Consider the following 25,021-nt stretch of genomic DNA (forward strand, 5'->3'; position numbering starts at 1 on the left):
CACGGACGATTGTCGGTTGGGAGGAGTGTAGGGCCGGGACGCCCGCCGGTGGAAGTCGCCCGTCGAGCGTCGCCGGCTACCCGCTCAGCGCCGCGATGTCGGGCAACGGGCGGGCGCGGGCCGGCAGGGTCTGCAGGTGGCGCTCCAGGGCGGCGGCGACCGCCAGCAGCCGGTGGTCGCTCCAGTGCCGGCCGCAGACCTGCAGGCCGAACGGCGTGCCGGTCTCGTCGAGGCCGCACGGGATGGTGATCACCGGGTGGTCGGTCAGGGTCAGGCCGTAGGCCAGGCCGAGCCAGTGGAAGTAGCTGCGCAGCTCCTCGCCGTTGATGTGGGTCGGGTAGAGCTGCTCGACCGGGAACGGCGGGACCGCCGCGGTCGGCGCCAGCAGGATGTCGTAGTCCTGCATGTACGCCAGGAACGCCCGGTACAGCTTCGTGTGCGCCGCCTGGGCGTGGGCCGCATCGGCGAACGAGTAGCCGGCCGCCTGCTCCATGTTGGCGATCAGGTTCGGGCCGAGGTCGGCGCGCCGGTCGCGGTAGTGCGCCTCGTGGCCGATGAAGAACGACATCGCCCGCAGCACCTCGAAGGTCTCGTCGGCGCCCTGCAGCGGCGGCGCCTTGTCCTCGACGCTGGCGAAGCAGCCGCCGATCTCGGCGATCGCCGCCGCGAAGGTCCGGCGGATGCTGTCGTCGACCGGCGCGAAGCCGAGGTCGGCGGACACCGCGACCCGCAGGCCGCTCAGGTCGACCTCCGGCAGGCTGGCGAACGCCGCGGCGTCGACCGGCCGGGACAGCGGGTCGACCGGGTCGGGGCCGGCGATGGTCGAGAGCATGAACGCGGTGTCGGCGACGTTGCGGCCCATCGGCCCCTGCACCGAGATCGAGGTGTAGCCGACCCCGCGCCGCGACATCGGCACCAGGCCGGGGCTCGGGCGCATGCCGACGACGCCGCAGTACGCGGCCGGGGTGCGCAGCGAGCCGCCGGTGTCGGAGCCGGTCGCCAGCGGCACCATGTCGGTCGCCAGCGCCACCGCCGAGCCGCCGGACGAGCCGCCGCAGATCCGCGCCGGGTCGAACGGGTTGCCGGTCGCGCCGAACACCGGGTTCTTGGAGTTGGCGCCGGCCCCGAACTCCGGGACGTTGGTCTTGCCGACGGCGATGGCGCCGGCCCTGCGCACGGCGGCGACGATCCGCTCGTCCTCGGCCGGCACGTTGTCGGCGTAGATCGGCGAGCCGAACGTAGTGCGCACGCCGCCCGAGACCATGGTCTCCTTGATGCCGATCGGCAGGCCGTGCAGGGGGCCGAGCGGCTCGCCGGCCATCACCGCGCGCTCGGCCTCCCGGGCCTCCTGCTCGGCGCGCTCCCAGCAGAACGTGACGAAGGCGTTCAGGCGCGGGTTCACCCGCTCGATCCGCTGCCGGCAGGATGCCAGCAGCTCGACCGGCGAGACCTCGCGCGCGCCGATCATCCGGCGCAGGGTCACCGCACTCAGTTCACACAGTTCGGTCATCGGACTTCCTTCAAGGAGACGGCTTGCGCCTATGCGGCCGTGGCCTGCTCGGGGTCGTGCAGGTGGCATTCGACCATGCTGCCGCCGGCCGCCAGCGGCCGCGGCGCCAGTTGCCGGCAGACCGGCATGGCGTGCGGGCAGCGCGGGTGGAAGGTGCAGCCGGACGGCGGGTCGATCGGGTTCGGGAAGGTGGCGCCGAGCTGGGCGTCCGGCACCCCGAGCCCGGGCTCCGGGGTCAGCACCGAGTCCAGCAGCGCCCGCGTGTAGGGATGGCGCGGGGCGGCGAACAGGGTCTCGCTGTCGGCCTGCTCGATGATCCGGCCAAGATACATGACCGCGACCCGGGTGGCGATGTGCTGGACCACCGCCAGGTTGTGGCTGATCAGCACGTAGGTCAGCCCGAGCTCCTTCTGCAGGTCGAGCAGCAGGTTGAGTATCTGCGACTGCACCGAGACGTCGAGCGCCGAGGTCGGCTCGTCGCAGATCACCACCTCCGGGCGCATCACCAGGGCGCGGGCGATCGCCACGCGCTGGCGCTGGCCGCCCGAGAGCTGGTTCGGGTAGCCGTCATAGGCGCGCTGCGGCAGGCCGCACAGGTCCATCATCTCCTTGACCTGACGCTCCCAGTCGGCCGGGCCGCCGACGCCGTGCACGCGCAGCGGCAGCGAGATGATCGAGGAGATCGACTTGCGCGGGTTGAGCGACGAGTAGGGGTCCTGGAAGATCGGCTGGATGCGGCGCGCCACCGCCTTGCGGTCGAGCCCGTCGAGCGGCTCGCCGTCGATCAGGATGCGCCCGCCGGTCGGCTTCTGGATGCCGAGCAGCATCTTCGCCAGGGTCGACTTGCCGCAGCCGGACTCGCCGACCAGCCCCAGCACCTCCCCCTTGTTGACCGAGATCGACACGCCGTTCACCGCCTTCAGCGGACGCTTCGGCTGGAAGATGCCCTGGCGGACCTGGAAGGTGCAGGCGAGGTCCTCGGTGGCGATGGTGGGGGCGGGGGTGGTGGCGGGCATCAGGCCGGCTCCATCTGCGGCACGGCGCCGGGTTCGAGGACACAGCGGACCATCCGGCCGGGGCCGAGGTCGCGCGCCGGCGGTTCGGACCGGCAGGCGTCGGCGGCGTGCGGGCAGCGGTTGGCGAACGCGCAGCCGGCGATCTCGCCGATCAGCGACGGCACGACGCCGGGGATCGAGCCCAGGTGCTCGCCGCGCTTCGTGCGCCCGGGGATCGGGATGCACTGCAGCAGTCCCTTGGTGTAGGGGTGCGACGGGGCGGCGAACACCTCGGCCGCGGTCCCGGTCTCGACGATCTCGCCGGCATACATCACCGCCACCCGGTCGGCCATCCGGGCGACCACGCCGAGGTCGTGGGTGATCAGGATGATGGCCATGTGGAACTCGCGCTGCAGGTCGCGCAGCAGGTGCAGGATCTGGGCCTGGATGGTGACGTCGAGCGCGGTGGTCGGTTCGTCGCAGATCAGCAGGTCCGGGCCGCACATCAGCGCCATGGCGATCATCACGCGCTGGCGCAGGCCGCCGGAAAGCTGGTGCGGGTACTGCTGCAGGCGGCTGGCGGCGGCGGTGATGCCGACCTTCTCCAGCAGGTGGATGGCGCGCTCCCGGGCCTCGGCCCGGCTGACCGGGCGGTGCCGGCGCAGCGCCTCCTCGAGCTGGTTGCCGATGGTGTAGGCCGGGTTCAGCGAGGTCATCGGCTCCTGGAAGATCATCGCCATGCTCTCGCCGCGCACGTCCGACATCTGCCGCTCGCTGAGCGCCGTCAGGTCGACCCCGTTCAGGGTCAGGCGGTCGGCGCCGCGCACCGCCTTCGCCGGCAGCAGCCCCATGAGCGCCAGCGAGGTCAGCGACTTGCCGCAGCCGGACTCGCCGACGATGCAGAGGGTCTCGCCCTGGTTCACCCGGAACGAGATCCCGCGCACCGCGCGCAGGGTGCCGGCGGCGAGCGGGATCGAGACGGTCAGGTTCTCGACGTCGAGCGAGAACCCCGCGGGTTCTGTCATGATGCGGTCCTACCCACGGTTCTCGGGAGCGGTGACGTCGCGGACGCCGTCACCGAGGAGGTTCACCGCCAGCAGCAGGGTGAACAGCGCAACGCCGGGAATCGCGATCAGCCAGGGGTCGAACAGGATGTAGTTGCGGCCCTCGGCGATCATCAGCCCCCAGGACGGCAGCGGCGGCTGCACGCCGAGGCCGAGGAAGCTGAGCGCCGCCTCCAGCAGCACCGCGTGCGCGAATTCCAGGGTCGCCACCACGATCAGCTGGTTCATCACGTTCGGCAGGATCTCGCTGACCAGGATGTGCCAGGTCGAGCAGCCGACGGTCTGGGCCGCCGCCACGAAGTCGAGCGACCGGACCTGCAGGGTCGCGGCCCGCATCACCACGGCGTAGCGGTCCCACAGCAGCAGGCCGAGCACCAGGATCACCACTTCCAGCGAGCCGCCGATCACCGCGACCACGGCGAGGCTGACCAGGATCACCGGCAGCGACAGCCGGCAGGTGATCAGGAAGGTGACCACCAGGTCGACGCGCCCGCCGAAATACCCGGCGGCGACGCCCATGGCGGTGCCGATCAGCCCGGACAGGGCCGCCGCGAAGAACCCGATCATCAGCGAAATCTGCGAGCCGTAGATCAGCCGGCTGAGGTAGTCGCGGCCGACCTGGTCGGTGCCCAGGATGTGCTCCCAGGTCCCGCGCTCGTACCAGACCGGCGGCTTGATGCGGGCGCTCAGGATCTGCTCGTACGGGTCGTGCGGTGCGATCAGCGGGGCGAGGACCGCCATCAGGATGATGACGCCCAGGATCGAGCCGCCGACCACGATGCCGCGGTGCCCGAACAGCCGGCGCCGCAGCCGCTGCCCCGGGGTCGGGCCGACGATCTCCTGGGCCGTCGGCAGGCCGTTGCTGACGACGCTCATCTCAACCCACCCGGATGCGCGGGTCGAGCCACGCATTCAGCAGATCGGCGAGGAAGGTCAGCACGATGTACAGCAGCGAGAACAGCAGCAGGATCGCCTGCACCGTCGGGAAGTCCGAGCGCGAGATCGATTCCCAGGCCAGGAAGCCGGCGCCGTGCAGGGCGAACACGGTCTCGATGATCACCGAGCCGCCGAGCATGAAGCCGAACTGCACGGCGGCCAGGCTGACCACCGGGATGATGGCGTTGCGCAGCGCGTGCTTGAACAGCACGGTCCAGGGTCTCAGCCCCTTGGCCCGGGCGGTGCGGATGTAGTCCGACGACAGCACGTCGAGCATGCCGGTGCGGGTCAGCCGCATGAAGGCCGGCGTGGCGTAGTAGCCGAGCACGATGGTGGGCAGCACGAAGTGCCGCCAGGTGTCCGAGCCCGAGGCCGGCAGAACCGGCCAGGTGAAGGCGAACAGCACGATCAGCATCAGGGCGAACCAGAAGCTCGGCATGGCCTGGCCGACCACCGCCATGAACAGGGCGGTCCGGTCGATCAGGCTGTTCGGGAACATCGCCGCCAGCACGCCGAGCGGGATCGACAGGACGATGGCGAAGGTCATCGCGCTGACCCCGAGCGTCATGGTGGTCGGCAGCCGCTCGAGGATCAGCTCCCAGACCGGCAGGCGGAAGTACAGCGAGTTGCCGAACTCGCCCTGGGCGGCATTGCCGAGCCAGGACAGGTACTGCACCCAGACCGGGCGATCGAACCCGTAGGCCTGGCGGATCTTCTCGATGTCGTCGCTGGTGGCGCTCTCGCCGGCCAGCGCCGTCGCCGGGTCGCCGCTCAGGTACAGCAGGCTGAAGACGAGCATCGAGATCGTCAGCGCCACCAGGATGGCGAGGACGATCCGCTTGGCTGTGTAGACGAGCATCCGGGGGCGCCTTGCAAGTAGGGCGGCCACCGCCCGGTCGGACGGTGGCCGCTGCTGTCGGGCTGGCTTACTGCCAGGAGGCCGTGAAGAACCGCGGGATCTCGTCCGCGGTCGGCGTCCAGTCCAGGTCCTTGGTCATGGCGTAGTTGGTCGGGTAGGTGAACAGCGGCAGCCAGTAGGCCTGGTCAGCGATCTTGCTCAGGGCCTTGGCGTAGGCGGTCTTGCGGACCTGCTCGTCCATGGTGGACGCACCTTCGGCCAGCCACTTCTGCACGTCGGCGTCCATCGAGGTGTCGTCCGGGCCGCCGCCGAAGAACACGGTGGTGATGGCGTCGACGTCGGGCACCGAGCCGGAACCCCAGGTCATGAAGGCGAACGGCACCTTGCTGCTGCGGATCGCGTCGCGGGTGGCCGCGTACTTGCCGAAGTGCAGGTCGGTGCGGATCCCGATCGCCGACAGGTAGCCGATCATCGGCTCCAGGTAGTTGCGATCGCGATAGGCGTAGATGTCGGTCTTGAACCCGTCCGGATAGCCGGCCTTGGCCAGCAGTTCCTTGGCTTTCTTCGGGTCGTAGTCGTACTTGGCGACGTCCTGGGTGCAGCCGAACTGCTCCGGATAGCAGGCCGAATGCACGACCGTCGAGCCGCCGCGCACGATGTTGTCGGCGATCGCCTGGCGGTCGATCGCGTGGGCGACCGCCTGCCGCACCTCGAGCTTCTGGAACGGGTTCTCACCCGAGCGGCCGGCGGCGTCGAAGGTCAGGTAGCCGATCCGCATGGTCGAGGCCGGCTTGACGGTGATGTTCGGCAGGGTCTCCAGCTTCTCGGCCTGGTCGGCCGGAACCTTGAAGATCCAGTCGAGGTTGCCCGACGCCAGCTCGACGATCTGGGTGTTCACGTCCGGGATGGTGCGCTGGACGATCTTGCCGATCTTGGGCTGCCCCTTCGGGCTGCCCTTGAAGTAGTCGGCGTTCTTCTCGAACACGATGCGCTTGCCGGGCTCGACCTCCGTCACCTTGTACGGGCCGGTGCCGATCGGCTTCACGCCCATCCCCTCGGGGCCGACCTTGTCGTAGTAGGCCATCGGGTAGATCGGGATGTCGGCGGACAGGTACAGCAGCGCCAGCGGCGTGGTGTCCTTGGCATAGATCCGGACCGAGTTCGGGCCGGTCTTCTCGGCGCGGTCGATCCAGGCGACCGGCTGGTTCTGCATCTTCCCGGTGTCGGGCTTGGTCAGGAACTGGATGGTCCCGACCACGTCGTCGGCGGTCAGCGTGGTGCCGTCGTGGAACTTCACGCCCTCGCGGATCTCGAACTCGAAGGTCCGGTCGTCGACGATCTTGTAGGACTTGGCCAGCAGGCCCTTGAACTCGCCGCTCTTGGGGTCGAGCCACAGCAGGCAGTCCCAGACGTGCCGGTTGATGATGATGCCTTCGCGCGAGTTCTGGAAATAGTAGTCCAGGGTCGGCTGCTCGCGCTCCCAGGCGATGTTCAAGGTGTCGTTCGCCTTGCTGGCGAACGCGCTGGTCGGGGCCAGTGTCGAGGCGCCGGCGGCGCTCACAGCTGCCAGCAACGCCAGACCCATCCAGCCCCTACGCCAATTCCTGATGCTGTCCATCTTGAAGGATCTCCCTGATCTTCTTGTTTCACCGACCTCGGATCCGGCGGATTCCCGTCGCTCTCCCTGACCCGAACACACGATAGCGTGCCCCATCGACCGCTCGATAGTCGGAAGTGCGGCGCGCACCGCAGTTTCCGGACCACGGCCATATCCGCACCGTGTTGTGCGCCCCAATCGACCGATTCTTCATGCCATACCTGCCGCGCAAGCGCGGCAGGGTAACCGTCAGGCACCTGTCGACGCTATCAGCCGACCGATTCCGCAACAAATTACATTTCACGCCGCATCCATAACCGCCAAGTCATACTCACCTGGACGATCCTCAACCGTGAACACCTACCCTTTGAGCAGATCCCGGGCCGCCTGGACCAGGCAGGCCCTGAACAGGGTGACGGTTTCGTCCGCCTCGTTCGACAGCCAGAAGCACCTGACTTCCGACAGGATGCCGTCCAGGCGCAGCGGCAGGATCGACAGCTCGCCGCGCGACGAGTGATAGCGGGCCAGGCCTTCGGGGAACAGCGCCAGATAGGGCATGAGGCGCATCAGGCTGAGGCTCAGGAGGATCGACGCCGCCTCGACCTGGCCGGCGCGCGGCCGGAGCCCGCGCTCGGCCAGGAAGGCATCCATCGCGTCGCTGGCGACCGACCCGGCGGTGGTCCGCAGCCACGGCCATTCCAGCGCGGCCTCCCAGGTGACGGCGTTCTGCCGCGCGAGGGGATGGCTGGAGCCGGCCACGACGAACAGCGGGTCGACGCCGAGCGACAGCTGCTCCACTCCATCGATGGGGGCCGGCCGCCAAACCCGGGTCAGCATCATGTCGATCTCGCCGCCCAACAGCATCGGCAGCATCTGGTAGAAATGCCCTTCGGAAACCGTCACGACGGCCGAGGGTGCCGCCTGCACCATCAGCCGTATCGCTTCCGGCAGGATGGTCGGCATCAGGCTCGACGCGACGCCTATCCTGACCTGCCCACCGAGACCCTTGCGCAGCGCTTCGATGTCGAATTCCGTGCGCTGCATGCGGTTCAGCACGTCCTTGGCGTGACGCACGAGCAGGGCCCCGACCGGGGTGAAGCCGACGGTCTTGCCCTGGCGGAGGACGATCGCGCTGCCGAGTTCACGCTCCAGATCGGCTATCTGCTTGGAGATCGCCGGCTGGGTGACGTTGAACGCCCTGGCGACCTTGGTGATCTGGCCCATCTGGTCCAGAGCCGCGAGAATCCGCAGGTGACGGATCTTCAGCACGTCGCGGAAGAACCGGCTGTTCAGGCTGTCCGGATACCCCTTCAGCTGTTCGTTGCTCACGCCCGAGTTTCCGCCCCCTGCCAAACGCCGCCTGCCAAAGCGTCAGCGTAGGACGTGGCGAGATCTATTCAAGCGCGAGACCGGTTCCCTGCTCCGGCATCCGACATCCCGGGACCGCCGCGGATCCCGATGCGTCTCCCGCCTTGCCGTGACGCCCCCGGGGCGCACCGAGTGCGGCCGGGCCGTTCAGTTCAGCGGTTCGAGGTACAGGTAGATGTCGTGGCCGATCTCGATCGGCGCCTGCTCGGCGACGTCCGCGAAGCCGTAGCGCGACAGGAAGCCGGCGTGGCCCTCCTTCCCGAACGCGGCGGCGCTGCCCCAGGGCTCCGCCAGCGGGTGGATGGTCTTGTCCGCCTCGCCGATCCGGACCTCCTTGATCCGGTAGCCGGCCTGGGTCAGCGCGCTCTCCGCGTACTGATAGGAATGGGTGTGGGACAGCAACTCCTCCACGCTGCGCCCGGGGTACTGCCGGCTCAGCCATTCGATCTGCAGCGCGGTCTTCTGATTGAGGACGCCGTCGAGCTTGCAGAGCACCAGCGACGGATCGCCGAACCCGATCCCGAGCTGCTGGAAGACCCGCAGGTTCAGGTAGACCGAAAGCGGCGTGCCCTTGCCCGGGATCATCGGGTTGCGCGCCGTCGCCAGCATCGACGGCAGGTCCTCCGACACCCGGGCCAGGTCCATGGTCAATCCCTTGCTGCCGCCCGCCAGCCCGTCCAGCAGCTCGACACCGGAGTGGGCGAAACGCCTCAACTCGTCGATCGAGCTCAAAGTCCGAACCAATTGGCCGACGTCCCGGCCGCCGTCGTAGATACTGATGCTCGCCTGTTTTCCTTCTCCGAAAGCGTGCACGGCATCCTTGAATTCGAGGCCGGGCGGCGGGTTCGCCAGGTCGCCGGCCTCGTCCCAGACGCCCGGGACCGGCTTGCGGATGCGCGCCTTCGCCCGCTTGACCGCCGCCTGCAGCTCGGCGGCCGACCGGAACGGCTCGCCGCGCAGCACCTCCAGGGCGAAATCGTCGGCGATGACCTGCTTCAGGTAGCCGGGCGATTCCTTCAGCAGACGATGGAAGGTCGGCCGGTGCGCGACCTCGAAGGCGCGGCGGTATTCCTGCAGGGTCAGGGCATCGAGCCAGGGCGGGTGGCGGCGCACCAGCTCGACGAAGCGCTGGGCGGCCTGGGCGGCGACCGCGGCCTCGAACTTCAGCGCGTCCTTGCCGGCCAGGGTCGCCTCGACCAGGGAATAGCTCATGTATTCGAGCAGCAGCTGCCGCTCCTCCAGGGTCATCTTCTGGAGGTCGTACCAGAGGCCGTCGAAGGCCTCCGGCGCCGGCATCGTCAGCACCGACCGCTCGGCCCCGCTGACCACCCGGTTGATGCCGCTGTGGGCGAAGCCCTGGCCGGTCAGCGCAGCCTTGAGCCGGCGCTTGGTCCGATAGATCCGGACCGCCTCGGACAGGCCGTAGCGCTCGCCCTCCTCGAAGGCGTCGGCGGCGATCCGGCGGGCCTCCCGGTCGAGCCGGACCGGGTCGACGGTCGACGGGTCGAACAGCAGGTCGCTCTTCTCGCGCATGCGGGCCAGGGCCTTGCGCCGGCGTCTCCATTCGTCGGCGACGGGGGCGTCGCGATTGGCCCGGATCTTCTTGCTCAGCTCGCGGATCTCGGCGTCGATCGCCTTGGCGTTGTCGGCCCCGAAGCTGCGGCTCTCGAAGTCTTTGGCGAGCTCCGCCAGGGTCTCGCGCTTGATCCGCTCGAGCACCGACTCCTCGACGTCGCGCGCCGCCCTGGCGGCCCGCTCGGCGATCGCCCGCTCGCTGAGCCCGGCCGTGTCGAGGACCTGCTCGAACAGCGCGCGGCCGCGCTCCAGCGCCCGCAGCTCGCTCAGCCGCGGCAGCTCGGAGAAGCCGCCGGTCGCGAAGCCTCGGACGTTGTGCCGCCAGTTGACCCGGAAGTCCCGGATATCGTTGGCGACCCGCCGGGTATCGTGCAGGTAGCGCGCGCCCTTTACCGCGTCGCCGACCGCACCCATGGCGCCACCGAAGGCGAACAGCAGGTCGATCTCGACGTCGGCCTGCTCGAGGCGGGCCTTCTCGCGGGCGTTGTGGTATCGGGTGAAGCCGAGAACGGCGGCCGACTTGCGGGCGAACTCGACCTCGGCGGCGTTGGCCGCCGGCACCGTGAGGTAGCGGTAGGTCGAGTACCCGAACTCGCCGAAGTCCATGACCAGCGACCCGGCCGCCATGAACTCGGGCAGCACGAACACCTGCGGCGCCGTTCCACCCAGGATCCACGCACCGCCCGCCGCCGTGGCGTGCAGCGCCGCCGGCACCACGAAGAACGCCGCCGCCTCGATCATCAGCACCGAGTTGTCCTGGGACGACAGCCGGGCGTCCGACGCGACGGCGTCGGCCAGCAGCGACAGCCCGTCGACCCAGGCCCGCCCGACCCGGTCGGGAACCCAGGGCCCGTCGCCGCCGGCGCGCCACAGCAGGCGCGGCCGGGCCTGGGCGGCGATCGCCTGGAAGCCGCGGCCGGTCAGGTCCACCAGGTCCTGAAGGTTGCAGTCGTCGACCGCAAATGCCTCGGTCCGGGCCTCCCCCAGCTCGCGCAGATAGGTGGTGACGGCCCGGACCGTGACGTCGCGCTGCCAGTCCCGCGCCGCCCGACCGGTCAGTCCGGTGCGGGCCTCGATCTCCTCGGCGCTGCCGAAGCTGTCCATGAACTGCAGCGCCGTGCCCGACGGCGCGGCGATCGGGACCGTCAGCAGCGGCGGCTGGCGCGGGCTGTCGCGGTTCAGCAGATCGACATAGGGTCGGATGGTCGAGCGCAGCCCCTCCGGGGTCTGCAGCGCCGCCCGCATGCCCCTGACGTGGCGGTCGATGGTGTCGGCGAAGGTGTCGCGCATCAGCAGCATCGCGGCGTGATCGCCCAGCTTCACGTCGGTCTTGCGCTGCCAGTCGACGTTCGAGACGAAGGCGGCGTTGGCGATGTAGCGGGTGAAGCTGTCGACCGTCCGGACGCTGTCCTTCCACGGATCCTCGACCGCGATGTCGTGGCATCGGGCCGCCGCCTCCATCGCCGCCGGCCAGGTCAGCAGCTTCCAGTGGTTGTCGATGCCGTTGTTGGACGGCGCCCGCTCGACCGTCGTGGTCGCGAAGGTCGAGGTGGTGCGCAGCGGCCACATCCGGCGCGGAAGGAGTTCGCTCTCGATGTTGATCTGCGCGGTCAGCGCCTGCCCGACCTCGACCGGCCGGTCGGCCAGCAGCGCGTCGGCGGGCAGCCCCGCCAGGCCGGTGCCGCCGTCGCCGGCGCGGATCAGCGCGATCGGCGGGGTCAGATAGACCCTGGGGTCGTCCTCCGAGCGGTAGGCGACCAGCTCGCGCCGGTCGTCGGAGCCGCCCTGTGCGCCGAAGGTCGCGAACTTGCCGTCGATCCCGACGAACAGCGGGATGCGGTCGTAGGGCAGCTCGCGCGCCGCATGGATGCGCACGCGCACCGCCTCGGGCAGGTAGGCGGGCACCGCCGGCTCGTACAGCGCCGGCTTGGAGACCAGCTCGACGGCGAACTTCCGCTTCGGCGGCTTGGCGTCGGCGGCGACGCCCTGGCCCGGCGCCGCCGGCAGCGGGGCAGGCCCGGTGATCTCGACCACGTCCTCCTCGACCACCGCCTCGGCGGTCTGGCGCACGAAGTCGATGGTGGCCGTGTAGTCCTGGAACTGCAGGAGCCAGGAGGCCTCGGCGCCGTTCAGCGTGAAATGGCTCAGCCCGGGCGTGACGTCGCGGGCGAGCGTCGCCTCGATCTGGAAGGCGACCAGCCGCCTGTCGTCGTAGTCCTGGCGGAGCGCCGCGTAGCCGGCCCCGTCGAGCTGCCGTTCGAGCCGGGCCCAGCCCTTCTCCAGCACCCGGTCGTCCGGCTCCCGGACCGTGTAGCTGATCTGCTCGTCTGCGGTCCCGACGGTGACCGGCTCGCGGCCCTGGATCGGCAGGTCGTAGCCGAGCACCAGCAGCTCCCGGTAGTTGCGCCCGATCCCGTCGGGGTGGGCGTAGACCCGGCTGCCGAGCTGGTCCTCGACCGGCACCGCGTACAGGATGCGCGGCTGCGGCCGGCTCCAGAGCTCCGGCCCGCTCTGGATGCCGAGGCCGCTGCCGTCGCCGGCGTACTCGAAGAACCGTGTCCGGCCGCCGCCGTCGGCGTCGCGCCCGGTCCGCGGATCGGCCTTGTACGACCACTCGCCGGTCATGCTGCCGCGGGCGACCTGCAGATCGATGCGCACGGTGTCGCGGTCGGCCTCGGACGGCGTCGCGAACTCGAACTTTTCGGTGGAGTCGCCGAGCGAGACCGTCACGGTCTGCGAGCCGGCGACGGTCTCGCCGATGTCGTAGGCCCGGCCCTCGCCGCCCGGCCAGGTCCCGGCCAGGGTCATGCGCAGCCGGCCGCCGTCGAACGAGAACTCGCGGCTCTCGAACTCGTAGGGCTTGCGGGTGACCGGATGGGTCAGGACGACCGTTGCCTTGGTCTCCGCCTCGTCGACGAAGGCGTAGCCGGTCACCGGGCCGAGCATCCGGTCGCTGTAGAACACGTTCCAGCGCCCGGCGATCCCGGCATCGTCGGTGGTCGTCTGCTGGGCGGCGGCGGTCCCGCCCGGCAGCGCCAAGGCGAGCAGGGCGGCCGCCAGCAGCAGGCGGACGGCGCGCAGCATTCGGGTTCCCGCCGCCATCACTCGATCCCCCGGTCGGTGACCAGGAACAGCCGGGTGCTGCGGTACACGGTGGGGCGGTCGGTGCGCCGGAACGTCACCGCCAGCCCGCCGACCGTCCCGGCGTACTCGTCGGGCTTCGGGCGCTCGTCGAACTCGGCCTCGATGTAGTACGGGTGGCCGAGGAACCGCCGGGCCGGCTCGGCGTAGCTGTCGTCATCCTCGTCGATCAGCCGGAACAGGTCGTCGAGGTACTCGGTCTCGCGGTCGTTGCGGCTGGTCCAGGCCACGAAGCGCAGGGTCGGCGTCACGTCCGGCTTCGCCATCGGCACCTCCGGCGGCGGCGCCTCGCCGGGCTCGAGCATGCGGATCTCGCAGCGCCGCAGCACGATCCCGCCGACGCTGCCCAACTGCTCCAGCGAGGTCGCCGGCTCCGCCACTCCCTTGCCGTCCAGCTCGCCTTTGACGTGGTAGCCGGTCGCCCAGTCGATCTCCTGGCCCGGCTCGACCCCCTCGATCATCTCGGCGCCGAGGAAGGCTGGGTTGGCGAACACCGACGCCTGCAGCACCGGCACCCCCCAGTCGAGGCGGTTGACCGAGTCGTCGAGCGACCGCCAGCACGCCAGCGGCCCGTCGAGCCGGCGCACCAGGCCGAGGTGGTCGGCCAGCCATTCATCGGCCAGGGGCTTGTCGACCTTCCATCCGGCCGTCGTGCCGAACCGGCTTCTGAGCTGGTCCCGGGTGATCGACTGGTGGGCCTCCCGCAACGCGTCGATCACCGGGTTCTGGAGCCGACCATACTCCTGCTTGATACCGGCCAGCCGGCCGAGCACGCGGGCGACGAAGCGCGGGTACTCCCCGGACAGGACCTCCTCGTACTGCTCCCACCGCACGCGCGCCTCGGTCACGTACTCGGTCAGCGCCACCAGCAGGTCCCGCATCCCTGCGCTCAGCACCCAGTAGCCGTCGGCGTCCTGCGTCGCGGCGAGCGGCCAGTCCTCGGGGTCTCGGGTATAGCGTTCGTCGGGCCGGTCGACGTAGCCGGTCAGGAAGATCGAGCCCTCGTAGTCCTCGTACGGCCCGAACGTCTCGATGATCTCGTCGGTCAGGAACTCGTGGCGGTCGTAGAACAGGCCCAGGGCCCGCATCCGTCCGGGCAGGGTTCCGAACACGTCCCGCGTCGCGGGGTCGGAATCGTCGTGCGTCAGCAGGTAGGATTCCTGCGCGAACCAGTCCACGACCGGGATCAGGTCGCGCCGCCAGAGATCCTGGTCGCGCTCGTAGCAGCGCCGGAACCCGTCCGCATCCTTCAGCATCGTGCCCTTGCAGGCCCGCCGCGGGGTCTCTCCGGGCGGGACCCAGAAGCTCTCCACGAACTTGTCGCCGATGATCGAGTAGTCGAACGCCTCCGACGACATGTCCATCCGAACCTGCCGGAACCGCCGGTCGGCGGCTTCCCGGTCGAACCCCCACTGCAGCAGGGCGGCCAGACCGTCATGGTCGGTCAGGCGGGCCTGGTAGCGGTCCCGACGGGTCCGGATCTCGTCCCGGAAATCCGCCACCAGCCGCAGGAAGGCACGCACCGCCTCCCGGTCTTCGGGCACCAGGTTGGTGATCGACATCCGCCGCGGCATCACGAAGCTGGGTGTGGCGGCGCTGGGTGTGGCGGCGGCCGAGCCGCCCGGCAGCAGGGTGCCGGAGCCGCTCTGGGCGTGCGAAGCCGCTGCCGACAGCAGCCCGAGGGCAATAACGCCGGCAACGAGGGTGAATCTTCGCGAGTAGCCGAGTGGACGTGGGAAGTTGATCGCCACGGCTCCTGCCCCCCGAACAGTCTGCCTGTTGTCGGGTTCCAGCGTTACTGAATATGATGGGCAAGACAACCCTGCCGGGCTCCGGTCGAGACCTGCGGGACCGTGAAACTCCATGGCGTACCGGGTGGGCGCCGATTGCGGAATCGAGCGGGGGGGCCACGAAACCATGACGTTTATTAGAAGCTTGGCGTTTGCGTTCGCCGTCCTCGCCGCGGGTGCCGTCGGCGCCGCCGAGCAAGCGGCCCCGGCCGGCCGGGTCATGATGGTGCTGGACGCCTCCGGCAGCATGTGGGGCCAGATCGACGGCGTGAACAAGATCGTGATCGCCCGCACCGTGGTCCGCGACCTGCTGAAGGACTGGGACCCGGACGTCGAACTCGGACTGATGGCCTACGGTCACCGCCGCAAGGGCGACTGCCGCGACATCGAGCTGCTGCACACGCCGTCGCGCGAGGCCCCGGGCCGGATCGCGGCGACCGTCGACAAGCTGAACCCGAAGGGCAAGACGCCGCTCTCGGAATCGGTCCGGCAGGCGGCCGAGGCGCTGCGCTACACGGAGGAACCGGCCTCGATCGTCCTGGTGACCGACGGCAGGGAGACCTGCAACGTCGACCCGTGCGCCCTCGCCGCCGAGCTGGAGCGTGCCGGCGTAGACCTGACGGTGCACGTGGTCGGTTTCGACATCCGCGAGAAGGACCGCGCCGGGATCGCCTGCATGGCCGAGAACACCGGCGGCGTCTACCGCGACGCCGCCGACGCCGCCTCGCTGAAGCAGGCGCTCGGCGAGGTCGTCGAGAAGGCGGCGGCGGCCAAGCGCGACCGGCTGGTGGCGCTGATGGTCGAGGGGGCCGACCCCTGGAACAACGTCGACCTGTTCTGGCAGGTGTTCGCCGCCGACGATGCCGGCCAGCCGACCGGCGCGGCGCTGATGAAGACCACGACGGCCTCGCCCTGGCTCGAGCTGCCGCCGGGGCGCTACGTCGTCGAGGCCAAGGTCAGCGCGGCCAGCGCCCGCGCGCCGATCGAGATCGTCGAGGGCGAGAGCCGCAGCCACGCCATCGTCATGAACGCCGCCACCGTCGATGCCGACTACGTCATCGCCTCGGGGCAGGCGCCGGGCAAGGAGGACGTCCGGTGGCTCGCCCATCGCGGGCTGGACGACGGCACGGTGTCGCCACCGCTCGACAGCACCACCGACGAGACCGTGCGGTTCCATTTCAACGCCGGCAAGGCCCGCGTCGCGCTCGAGCAGGACTATCTGTCGGCCCACGAGGACCTGACCCTGGCGGCCGGCGAGGAGCGCAAGGTCACTGTCAACATGCGGGTCGGCGAGCTGATCCTGGAGCCGCGCCTGACCGCCGACGGGGCGGTGCTCGGCGAGGACGTCACCTGGGTGCTGTACCCCGGTGACGAGGCGGCGGGCCGGCCGCTCAAGACCATCGTGTGGGGCGGCCCCAGGCCGTTCCGCGCCCCCGCCGGGATGCACGCCGTCGGCTTCCGGGTCGGCCAGACCCTGCAAGGCGTCAAACCTCTCGAGTTCGTCGAGGGAGAATCGACGTCCCTGCCGTTCGTGCTCGACGCCGGCTACGCCGCGTTCACCTTCACCGGCGAGGCCTCGCCCAGCAGCTCTCTGATCGGGTTCCGGAAGCACGCGGCCGACGGCAGCAAGGTGCCGCTGGCCACCATGGACGTCAGCGGCGCCCGCAGGCCGCTGCCGTTCGCCGCCGGCGACTACTCGATCGCCGCCACCGGCGCCAAGGGCCGGGTCGAGGTGCCGTTCACGGTCACCGCCGGCGGAACGACCGAGGTGACCGTGGCGTACCCGGAGTAGCGCCGGGTCCCGGGCCGCGCCGGTCAGATCCGCCGCCCCGCCTCCTGCCAGTACGGGTCGCGCAGGCGGCGCTTGAAGATCTTGCCGCTGTCCTCGCGTGGCAGGCCGGTGCGGATCTCGATGCGCTTCGGCACCTTGTAGCCGGCGAGGTGCGGCAGCATCGCCCGGCGCAGGTCGTCCGGGTCCAGGGTGATGCCCGGCTGCGGCTCGACCACCGCCATCAGGGCCTCGCCGAACTCCGGATCCGGGACACCGAACACCGCGCAGTCGTGCACGCCCGGCAGGCCGTGCAGCACCGCCTCGATCTCGGCCGGGTAGATGTTGACGCCGCCGGAGATCACCATGTCGCGCTTGCGGTCGCACAGGTATACGTAGCCGTCCGGCGCGCGCCAGCCGATGTCGCCGCAGGTGACGAACCCGTCGCGCTCGACCGAGCGGCGCTTGTCCGGGTCGTTCTGGTAGGTGAAGTCCGGGTAGCCGTCGATCCGCGAGTAGATCTCGCCCGGCTCGCCCTCCGGCACCTCGCGGTCGTCGTCGTCCAGGAACCGCAGCTCGCAGCCGGGCGAGGCACGGCCGACGGTGCCGGGCCGGGCGATCGCCTCGGCGCTGGTGCAGTAGGTGACCGGCCCGGTCTCGGTGCCGCCGTAGAACTCGTTGATGACCGGTCCCCACCACTCGATCATCGCGGTCTTCACGTCCGCCGGGCACGGCGCGGCGGCGTGGCAGACGTGGCGGATCGACGACACGTCGTAGCGCCGGCGGACTTCCTCGGGCAGCTTCAGCAGCCGGATCAGCATGGTCGGCACCATGAAGGCGGTGTCGATGCGGTGCTCTTCGACCAGCTTCAGGAACGCTTCCGGCTCGAAGCGCGGCATCATCACCACCAGCTCACCGATGCGCCCGCCGTTGACGCCGTAGCTGTTCGGCGCCGAGTGGTACAGCGGCCCCGGCAGGATCATGCGCATGCCGGGCCTGAGCCCGTACACCAGGGCGCGCAGCTTGCCGGTCGCCGCCGCCTCGTACGGCGTCGGCGCCTTGCGGCGCACGCCCTTCGGATAGCCGGTAGTGCCGGAGGTGTAGATCATGCTCTGGGGTGCCGGCACGGGCGGGCCGTCATACGGCGTGCAGCCGGCCAGCCAGTCCTCGATCGCGACGGCGCCGGGAACCGCCGGCGCGGTGTCCGGCAGGCCGTAGGCCGCGCGCACCTCCGGCGGGCTCGGCACCGCGACCACCGCCGGTCCCGGCGGCACCGCGTCGCCCAGGACTGCGTCGCCCAGGGTGGCCAGCAGGTCGTCGTGCGCGAACACCGCCTTGGCGCCGCAGTCGCGCAGCACGTAGGCGATCTCCTCCGGCTTGAAGTGCCAGTTGACCGGCACCGCGTAGGCGCCCAGCAGCATGGTCCCGTAGGTCGCTTCCAGGAACGCCGGGTCGTTGCGCATCAGGATGGCGACGCAGTCGCCCGGCCCGACCCCGAGGGCCTGCAGCCCGCCGGCGATCCGGCGGGCGCGCTCGGCCACCTCGGCCCCGGCGATGCGGCGGTCGCCGCTGACGAAATCGGCTGCGATCGTGGACACGGCGTTCGCTCCCTTGCGTCAGTCGACCGCCCGCGCCCGGTCTTCCCGGAACGGACGCCGAAGCTCGGACTGGAGGATCTTGCTGGCCTGCGACAGCGGCAGGGCGTCCTGGAACTCGACCCTGCGCGGACGCCTGGAGCCGGCCTCGAGCAAGACGACCGCGTGCATCGCCTCGCCCCACAGCGGGTCCGGGATGCCGATGACCGCCGCCTGCTTCACTGCCGCCCGCCTTCCGGCCAGGCGGCATACGCGGTGCCGGGCCAGGGTCGGCCGCATCATCGGCGGATCCCTGCCGAGCCTTCGGGCAAACCGTCCCTGGGCAAGCCATTGCCGGGCATACCGTTTCCTTCCCTGCTCGGGCCGACTTGCCGCGGCCCTTCGCGCGCCGAAATTTCGCATACTGAAATGGCGCTTCGCAAGAGAAGGCTTTGCGGGTCGCGGGCCACAATAAATTTGACCAAACGATCAGATTCGGTGCTGAAATAGATCCAGGCACGGTTAACGGGCAGGAGGGTCGGATGCCGCAGGGACGTCTCGAGGCAGGGGTGGCGGCCGGCCGGCTGGCGCCCGAGGAGTACGCCAGCAACTTCGCCGACCTGCACCCGCCGCTCGACGGGCACGAGGCGCGGGTGGCGGCCGACCGCTGCTACTTCTGCTACGACGCGCCGTGCGTGACGGCCTGTCCGACCGGCATCGACATCCCGCTGTTCATCCGGCAGATCGCCACCGGCAACACGCTCGGCTCGGCCAGGACGATCTTCGACCAGAACATCCTCGGCGGCATGTGCGCCCGGGTCTGTCCGACCGAGACCCTGTGCGAGCAGGCCTGCGTGCGCGAGACCGCCGAGGGCAAGCCGGTCGAGATCGGGCGGTTGCAGCGCTTCGCGACCGACGCAGCGATGGCCGCCGGCAAGCAGTTCTATGCCCGTGCCGAGCGTAGCGGGAAGCTCGTGGCGGTCGTCGGCGCCGGCCCGGCCGGCCTCGCCTGCGCGCACCGGCTGGCCATGCACGGCCATGAGGTCACGGTGTTCGACGCCCGCCCGAAGGCCGGCGGCCTCAACGAGTACGGCATCGCCGCCTACAAGACCGTCGACGGCTTCGCCCAGGCCGAGGTCGACTACGTGACCGCGATCGGCGGCATCAACATCGAATACGGCAAGGCTCTCGGGACCGACATCGACCTGGCCGGGCTCTGTGCCAGCTACGACGCGGTGTTCCTCGGCATGGGGCTCGGCGGGGTCAACGCGCTGGGCGCCGAGGGCGACGACGCGGCCGGCGTGGCCGACGCGGTCGACTGGATCGCCGGGCTGCGCCAGGCCGCCGACCTCGCGAGCGTGCCGGTCGGCCGCCGGGTGGTGGTGATCGGCGGCGGCATGACCGCGATCGACGCGGCGGTCCAGGCCAAGCTGCTCGGCGCCGAGGAGGTGACGATCTGCTACCGGCGCGGCCAGGAGAACATGAACGCGTCCGGCTTCGAGCAGGATCTCGCCGCCTCCAAGGGCGTGACCATCCGGCACTGGCTGCAGCCGAAGCGGGTGCTGGCCGAGGGCGGCAGGGTTACCGGCATCGAGCTCGAGTACACCGCGATGCGGGACGGCAGGCTGGCCGGCACCGGCGAGACCCTGACATTGGCCGCCGACCAGGTGTTCCGGGCGATCGGCCAGAGTTTCGTGGCCGACCCGCTGGCCGGCGCGGTCGCGCTGGAGAAGGGGCGGATCAAGGTCGACGCCGAGGGCCGGACCTCGATGCCCAAGGTCTGGGCCGGCGGCGACTGCGTGGCCGGCGGCGACGACCTGACGGTCTCGGCGGTCGCCGCGGGGCGCGACGCCGCCGAGAGCATCCATCGTGCGTTGAGCTGAGGGAGACGGACATGGCCGACATTCGCAGCGACTTCGTCGGGATCAAGTCGCCCAACCCGTTCTGGCTGGCCTCGGCGCCGCCGACCGACAAGGAGTACAACGTCGTCCGCGCCTTCAAGGCCGGCTGGGGCGGCGTGGTCTGGAAGACCCTCGGGCTCGATCCGCACATCGTCAACGTCAACGGCCCGCGCTACGGCGCGGTGTGGGGCGCCGATCGCCGGCTGCTGGGGCTCAACAACATCGAGCTGATCACCGACCGGCCGCTGCAGGTGAACCTGGACGAGATCAAGCGGGTCAAGCGCGACTGGCCGGACCGGGCCGTCGTGGTGTCGCTGATGGTGCCGTGCGAGGAGGCCTGCTGGGCCGACATCATGAAGCAGGTCGAGGACACCGGCGCCGACGGCGTCGAGCTGAACTTCGGCTGCCCGCACGGCATGTCGGAGCGCGGCATGGGCTCGGCGGTCGGCCAGGTGCCGGAGTACATCGAGATGGTCACCCGCTGGGTGAAGGCGTCGAGCCGGATGCCGGTGATCGTCAAGCTGACCCCGAACATCACCGACATCCGCTATCCGGCGCGGGCTGCCAAGCAGGGTGGGGCCGACGCGGTGTCGCTGATCAACACCGTCAGTTCGATCACCTCGGTCGACCTCGACAGCTTCTCGCCGGAGCCGTCGATCGACGGCAAGGGCAGTCACGGCGGCTACTGCGGCCCGGCGGTCAAGCCGATCGCCCTGAACATGGTAGCCGACATCGCCCGCGACCCGGAGACAAGGGGCCTGCCGATCTCCGGCATCGGCGGCGTCACCACCTGGCGCGACGCCGCCGAGTTCATGGCGCTCGGCGCCGGCAACGTGCAGGTCTGCACCGCCGCCATGACCTACGGGTTCAAGATCGTCGAGGAGATGATCGCCGGCCTGGAGAACTGGATGGACGAGAAGGGCCACGCCGACCTGGCCTCGTTCACCGGGCGGGCGGTGCCGAACGTCACCGACTGGCAGTTCCTGAACCTGAACTACGTCAGCAAGGCGCGGATCGACCAGGATTCCTGCATCAAGTGCGGCCGCTGCCACATCGCCTGCGAGGACACCTCGCACCAGGCGATCACCAGCACGGTCGACGGCGTGCGCCGGTTCGAGGTAATCGAGGAGGAGTGCGTCGGCTGCAATCTGTGCGTCAACGTCTGCCCGGTCGACGGCTGCATCACCATGGTGCCGCTGGCCGCCGGCGAGGTCGACAAGCGGACCGGGCGCACGGTCAGCGCGGAGTACGCCAACTGGACCACGCACCCCAACAATCCGTCGGCCGCCGCCGCGGAGTAGCGTCGAAGCGTGGGTCCCGGGTCGGGCTGCGCCCGCCCGGGATGAGGTTTTGAGGAAAGTGTCAGTGAGCCCTCATCCCGGCCGTCGCGGCAGCGCCGCGGAGAGCCGGGACCCATCGACGGACTCCCCGCGGCGCGAAGCCCTGCGCGGGCATGCGGCGATGCTGCTGTTCGCGACCCTGATCAGCGGCTCGTTCAGCCTCGGCGGCATGGCCGCACCCTTCATCGACCCGGGGGCGCTGACCGCGGCCCGGTTCGCGATCGCCGCGCTGGTGCTGGGCGCGCTCGCGGTTGCGACCGGGGCGCTGCGCCGCCACGACCTTGCCGCTCCCTGGCGCTACCCGGTGGTCGGCGGGCTGCTGGCGGCGTACTTCGTGCTGATGTTCGAGGGGCTGCGGCTGGCCACGCCGGTCAGCATGGCGGCGGTGTTCACCATGACGCCGCTGATGACCGCCGGCCTCGCCCGGGTGATCGTCGGCCAGCGTGCGAGCGCCCCGGTGATGGCGGCGCTGCTGCTGGCGGCGGTCGGCGCGCTGTGGGTGATCTTCCGGGCCGACCTGGACCGGCTGCTGGCCGTCGACATCGGGCCGGGCGAGGCGCTGTTCCTGGTCGGCTGCTTCTGCCACGCTCTGTTCATTCCGCTGGTGCGGCGGTTCTCGCGCGGCGAGACCGGGGTCGCCTTCACGTTCTGGACGGTGGTGGCGGCGTCGCTGATGACCGGCGTCTGGGCCGCGCCGGCGCTGGTCGGGACGGCGTGGCCGGCGCTGCCGGCGATCGTCTGGATCACGCTGTTCTACCTGGCGATCGGCACCTCGGCGGTCACCCTGTTCCTGATGCGCTACGCCGCGCTGCGGCTGCCGTCGGCCAAGGTCATGGCCTACGGCTACCTGATCCCCAGCCTGGTGGCGGTCGAGGAGGGGCTGCTCGGCCACGGCTGGATCGCCGCCCCGGTGCTGCCGGGGGTGGCGGCGACGGTGGCGGCGCTGGTCTGGCTGGTGGCGTTGAGGGACCGGTGAGGGTGCCGTCGATCCGCCCGTCGCTGCGTGGGTTCCGGCTCGGCCGCGCCGACGCGCGCCCGTCCGGAATGACGAAAGAGAGTGGAGGCGCGTCTCCCCTTCCTGCCGTCATTCCGGACAGTACCACCGCAGGCGGGACTGAGCCGGAACCCACCCGGCGACGGACACGACCGGTAGGGTACCGTCGATGACTGCGAATCCTCCGGCCCGCGACGAGGCCGCCCTGCGGGCCCTGGCCGTCCGGGTTCGGGCGCTGCTGGCCGACGCCTGTCCCGGCTGGACCGGCGATCTGGTGGCGGTCGGCCAGGGTTTCGAGGCGGCGGTGTTCCGCACCGACCTGCCGCCGTTCGGGACGGTCGCCGTGAAGGCCCCCTGGCGGCGGTTCCCGGGCGGCAGCTACGGCGCCGGGGTCGACTGCCGGGCGCTGCTGCGCCAGGAGCGCGCGCTGGCGGCCTGGGCGGCGGCCAACGGCCTGCCGGCCGCCGCGCCCCATGCCCTGCACGAGACCGATGCCCAGGACCTGCTGGTCTCGGCCTATGTCGAGGGCGACGAGGTTCCGCCCGACCCGGCCGGGCTCGGCGCCCTGCTGCGCCGCCTGCACGACGCCCCGCCGCCGGAACTGGCTCCGGTGGTGCACGGCCCGTCCGGCGATTTCCGGACGGCGATCGCCGCCCGCATCCTGGAGCGCCTGGACCGGGTCGAGGCCCTGATCGGCGAGTCGTTGGTCGGCGACCGGGACTGGGTCGATGCCGAGGCCCTGCGCGCGGCCCTGCCGGACGGCCGCCGCGCCCTGCTGCACATGGACTTCCGGCCGGCCAATCTACGCTGTCGCGGCGGCCGGATCCGGGCGGTGCTGGATTGGTCGAATGCCGCGCTCGCCGACCCGGCCTTCGAGCTGGCGCGCATGCACGAGGCCGGCACCCTGACCGAGGCGGTGCTGGCGGGCTACGGCGACCGCGACTGGTCGTCGCGCGTGGCGCCGGCGGCACGCGCGGCCTGCCACCTGGATGCCGCGTTGATGTTCGCGATCGTGTTCCGGATCGGCGAGCCGGACCCGGCCCGGGCCGCCGCCGCCACCGCCCGCGCCCGGGGGTTGCTGCTGGACCTGCGCGACGCCCTCGGTGAGCAAGGTTCGCCTTGACCGGCAGGGGCGCGCCGCTAAGGTTGTCCAATCGGTCAAGTTCTGGGCGCGCCGTCGGGGAAAGCAGCCCTTCAAAGCGGCCTTGAGCGCGGACCGGGCAGGGGGATAGCGTGGCACCCGCGGGCGGACTTCGAGCCCGCGACCACCTTTTTGGGAATCGGGAGCAGGGGAATGGCAGCACCCGCCGCGAATTTGAGGATCAACGGCGACCGCCTTTGGGACTCGCTGATGGAGATGGCGAAGATCGGCCCGGGCATTGCCGGCGGCAACAACCGCCAGACCCTGACCGACGAGGACGCCGCCGGCCGGGCGCTGTTCCAGCGCTGGTGCGAGGACGCCGGCATGACCATGGGCGTCGACAAGATGGGCAGCATGTTCTTCCGGCGCGAGGGCACCGACCCCGACGCCCTGCCGGTCTATGTCGGCAGCCACCTGGACACCCAGCCGACCGGCGGCAAGTACGACGGCATCCTGGGCGTGCTCGGCGGGCTGGAGGTCGTGCGTACCCTCAACGACCTCGGCATCAAGACCAGGCGCCCGATCGTGGTGGTCAACTGGACCAACGAGGAGGGCACCCGCTTCGCACCGCCGATGGTGGCGTCCGGCGTGTTCGCCGGGGTCCACGAGCTCGACTGGGCCTATGCCATCAAGGACGCCGCCGGCAAGACCATGGGCGACGAGCTGAAGCGCATCGGCTGGCTCGGCGACGAGGAGGTCGGCGCCCGCAAGATGCACGCCATGTTCGAGCTGCACATCGAGCAGGGCCCGATCCTGGAGGCCGAGGGCAAGGACATCGGCGTGGTCACCCACGGCCAGGGCCTGAAGTGGATCCAGATCACCCTGACCGGCAAGGAGAGCCACACCGGCTCGACCCCGATGCCGATGCGGGTCAACGCCGGCCTCGGCATGGCCCGGATCACCCAGCTGGTCGACGAGATCGCCTGGAGCAACCAGCCCAAGGCGGTCGGCGCCATCGGCCACGTCGAGGTCTACCCGAACTCGCGCAACATCATCCCCGGCCGCACGGTGTTCACCGTCGACTTCCGCTCGCCCGACAAGGCGATCCTGGACGACATGGACGCCAGGCTGCGCGAGGGTGCGAAGAAGATCGCCGCGGAGATCGGCCTCGGCATCGAGATCGAGCAGATCGGCCACTTCGACCCGGTGACGTTCGACGAGAAATGCGTGACCACCGTGCGCAACGCGGCGGAGCGGCTCGGCTACTCGCACCAGAACATCATCTCGGGCGCCGGCCACGACGCCTGCTGGATCAACCGGGTCGCCCCGACGGCGATGATCATGTGCCCGTGCGTCGACGGTCTGTCGCACAACGAGGCCGAGGAGATCTCGCCGGAATGGGCGAAGGCGGGGGCCGACGTGCTGTTCCACGCGGTGGTCGAGACCGCCGAGATCGTTTCCTGATCCTTCGGGGCCCCCGCTCCGGCGGGGGCACCCTCGGGACGACAGGGGAAGGCAGAGGCTTCGA

At 70.5% G+C, this 25,021-nt stretch carries 17 protein-coding genes; 6 read left to right on the forward strand and 11 right to left on the reverse strand.

Annotation, left to right across the window (positions count from 1 at the left end; translation table 11 throughout):
• Positions 1 to 76: 76 nt before the first annotated feature.
• The 9 genes from IE246_RS02185 to IE246_RS02225 form a co-directional block, all read right to left on the reverse strand.
• Positions 77 to 1,510 carry an amidase gene (locus tag IE246_RS02185; RefSeq protein ID WP_189987264.1) on the reverse strand — a complete coding sequence of 478 codons (1,434 nt, stop codon included), beginning with the start codon at positions 1,508 to 1,510 and terminating at the stop codon, positions 77 to 79.
• A 29-nt stretch (positions 1,511 to 1,539) separates the two neighbouring features.
• Entirely contained in the window at positions 1,540 to 2,526 is a 987-nt protein-coding gene (locus IE246_RS02190) for an ABC transporter ATP-binding protein (protein WP_189987265.1), read from the reverse strand.
• Positions 2,526 to 3,530, reverse strand: coding sequence for an ABC transporter ATP-binding protein (locus IE246_RS02195; protein ID WP_189987266.1), 1,005 nt, complete (start codon positions 3,528 to 3,530; stop codon positions 2,526 to 2,528). The genes IE246_RS02190 and IE246_RS02195 overlap by 1 nt, the downstream gene beginning before the upstream one ends.
• A 9-nt stretch (positions 3,531 to 3,539) precedes the next feature.
• Complete coding sequence (locus IE246_RS02200) at positions 3,540 to 4,445, reverse strand: ABC transporter permease (protein WP_189987267.1); 906 nt, start codon at positions 4,443 to 4,445, stop codon at positions 3,540 to 3,542.
• A gap of 1 nt (position 4,446) precedes the next feature.
• Positions 4,447 to 5,364: an ABC transporter permease gene (locus IE246_RS02205; RefSeq protein ID WP_189987268.1), complete on the reverse strand. Its 918-nt coding sequence runs from the start codon at positions 5,362 to 5,364 to the stop codon at positions 4,447 to 4,449.
• Between the two features lie 67 nt (positions 5,365 to 5,431).
• On the reverse strand, positions 5,432 to 6,949 hold the full coding sequence (locus IE246_RS02210; protein ID WP_189987269.1) for an ABC transporter substrate-binding protein: 1,518 nt from the start codon (positions 6,947 to 6,949) through the stop codon (positions 5,432 to 5,434).
• A gap of 372 nt (positions 6,950 to 7,321) precedes the next feature.
• The gene (locus tag IE246_RS02215; protein ID WP_189987270.1) at positions 7,322 to 8,290 is read right to left on the reverse strand and encodes a LysR family transcriptional regulator; all 969 of its coding nucleotides are present in this window, start codon (positions 8,288 to 8,290) and stop codon (positions 7,322 to 7,324) included.
• A 186-nt stretch (positions 8,291 to 8,476) separates the two neighbouring features.
• Complete coding sequence (locus IE246_RS02220) at positions 8,477 to 12,988, reverse strand: hypothetical protein (RefSeq protein ID WP_229836246.1); 4,512 nt, start codon at positions 12,986 to 12,988, stop codon at positions 8,477 to 8,479.
• 17 nt (positions 12,989 to 13,005) lie between these two features.
• Positions 13,006 to 14,796, reverse strand: a complete 1,791-nt coding sequence (locus IE246_RS02225; RefSeq protein WP_189987272.1) for a hypothetical protein — start codon at positions 14,794 to 14,796, stop codon at positions 13,006 to 13,008.
• Between the two features lie 166 nt (positions 14,797 to 14,962).
• Here IE246_RS02225 and IE246_RS02230 point away from each other — a divergent pair, with 166 nt between their 5' ends.
• A complete protein-coding gene (locus IE246_RS02230; protein WP_229836249.1) occupies positions 14,963 to 16,627 on the forward strand; it encodes a vWA domain-containing protein in 1,665 nt (554 codons plus the stop codon).
• A 23-nt stretch (positions 16,628 to 16,650) separates the two neighbouring features.
• Here the strand turns inward: IE246_RS02230 and IE246_RS02235 are convergent, their stop codons facing one another.
• Together IE246_RS02235 and IE246_RS02240 are read right to left on the reverse strand one after the other, a co-directional pair.
• Positions 16,651 to 18,201, reverse strand: coding sequence for an acyl-CoA synthetase (locus IE246_RS02235; protein WP_189987273.1), 1,551 nt, complete (start codon positions 18,199 to 18,201; stop codon positions 16,651 to 16,653).
• Between the two features lie 18 nt (positions 18,202 to 18,219).
• Positions 18,220 to 18,480 (reverse strand): AMP-binding enzyme, encoded by a 261-nt coding sequence (locus tag IE246_RS02240; protein WP_229836252.1) that lies wholly within the window; start codon positions 18,478 to 18,480, stop codon positions 18,220 to 18,222.
• Positions 18,481 to 18,719: 239 nt separating this feature from the next.
• Between IE246_RS02240 and IE246_RS02245 the strand changes: the two genes are divergently transcribed.
• From IE246_RS02245 to IE246_RS02265, 5 genes are all read left to right on the forward strand, one after another.
• Positions 18,720 to 20,060, forward strand: a complete 1,341-nt coding sequence (locus IE246_RS02245) for an NAD(P)-dependent oxidoreductase (RefSeq protein ID WP_189987275.1) — start codon at positions 18,720 to 18,722, stop codon at positions 20,058 to 20,060.
• An 11-nt stretch (positions 20,061 to 20,071) separates the two neighbouring features.
• Positions 20,072 to 21,379, forward strand: coding sequence for an NAD-dependent dihydropyrimidine dehydrogenase subunit PreA (preA, locus tag IE246_RS02250; protein ID WP_189987276.1), 1,308 nt, complete (start codon positions 20,072 to 20,074; stop codon positions 21,377 to 21,379).
• Positions 21,380 to 21,443: 64 nt separating this feature from the next.
• Positions 21,444 to 22,394, forward strand: a complete 951-nt coding sequence (locus IE246_RS02255; protein ID WP_268245262.1) for a DMT family transporter — start codon at positions 21,444 to 21,446, stop codon at positions 22,392 to 22,394.
• 187 nt (positions 22,395 to 22,581) lie between these two features.
• Positions 22,582 to 23,535: a phosphotransferase family protein gene (locus IE246_RS02260; RefSeq protein ID WP_189987278.1), complete on the forward strand. Its 954-nt coding sequence runs from the start codon at positions 22,582 to 22,584 to the stop codon at positions 23,533 to 23,535.
• Between the two features lie 171 nt (positions 23,536 to 23,706).
• A complete protein-coding gene (locus tag IE246_RS02265; RefSeq protein ID WP_189987279.1) occupies positions 23,707 to 24,957 on the forward strand; it encodes a Zn-dependent hydrolase in 1,251 nt (416 codons plus the stop codon).
• Positions 24,958 to 25,021: the final 64 nt, after the last annotated feature.

Source organism: Thalassobaculum fulvum, from assembly GCF_014652915.1.
Taxonomy (GTDB): domain Bacteria; phylum Pseudomonadota; class Alphaproteobacteria; order Thalassobaculales; family Thalassobaculaceae; genus Thalassobaculum_A; species Thalassobaculum_A fulvum.

What these genes read in the sequence shown, in the direction of transcription:
- IE246_RS02265 (WP_189987279.1), top strand. Translation starts at nt 23,707, where the DNA reads ATGGCAGCACCCGCCGCGAATTTGAGGATCAACGGCGACCGCCTTTGG.
- IE246_RS02260 (WP_189987278.1), top strand. Translation starts at nt 22,582, where the DNA reads ATGACTGCGAATCCTCCGGCCCGCGACGAGGCCGCCCTGCGGGCCCTG.
- preA (WP_189987276.1), top strand. Translation starts at nt 20,072, where the DNA reads ATGGCCGACATTCGCAGCGACTTCGTCGGGATCAAGTCGCCCAACCCG.
- IE246_RS02230 (WP_229836249.1), top strand. Translation starts at nt 14,963, where the DNA reads ATGACGTTTATTAGAAGCTTGGCGTTTGCGTTCGCCGTCCTCGCCGCG.
- IE246_RS02245 (WP_189987275.1), top strand. Translation starts at nt 18,720, where the DNA reads ATGCCGCAGGGACGTCTCGAGGCAGGGGTGGCGGCCGGCCGGCTGGCG.
- IE246_RS02195 (WP_189987266.1), bottom strand. Translation starts at nt 3,530, where the DNA reads ATGACAGAACCCGCGGGGTTCTCGCTCGACGTCGAGAACCTGACCGTC.
- IE246_RS02220 (WP_229836246.1), bottom strand. Translation starts at nt 12,988, where the DNA reads ATGCTGCGCGCCGTCCGCCTGCTGCTGGCGGCCGCCCTGCTCGCCTTG.
- IE246_RS02190 (WP_189987265.1), bottom strand. Translation starts at nt 2,526, where the DNA reads ATGCCCGCCACCACCCCCGCCCCCACCATCGCCACCGAGGACCTCGCC.
- IE246_RS02200 (WP_189987267.1), bottom strand. Translation starts at nt 4,445, where the DNA reads ATGAGCGTCGTCAGCAACGGCCTGCCGACGGCCCAGGAGATCGTCGGC.
- IE246_RS02210 (WP_189987269.1), bottom strand. Translation starts at nt 6,949, where the DNA reads ATGGGTCTGGCGTTGCTGGCAGCTGTGAGCGCCGCCGGCGCCTCGACA.
- IE246_RS02240 (WP_229836252.1), bottom strand. Translation starts at nt 18,480, where the DNA reads ATGATGCGGCCGACCCTGGCCCGGCACCGCGTATGCCGCCTGGCCGGA.
- IE246_RS02205 (WP_189987268.1), bottom strand. Translation starts at nt 5,364, where the DNA reads ATGCTCGTCTACACAGCCAAGCGGATCGTCCTCGCCATCCTGGTGGCG.
- IE246_RS02185 (WP_189987264.1), bottom strand. Translation starts at nt 1,510, where the DNA reads ATGACCGAACTGTGTGAACTGAGTGCGGTGACCCTGCGCCGGATGATC.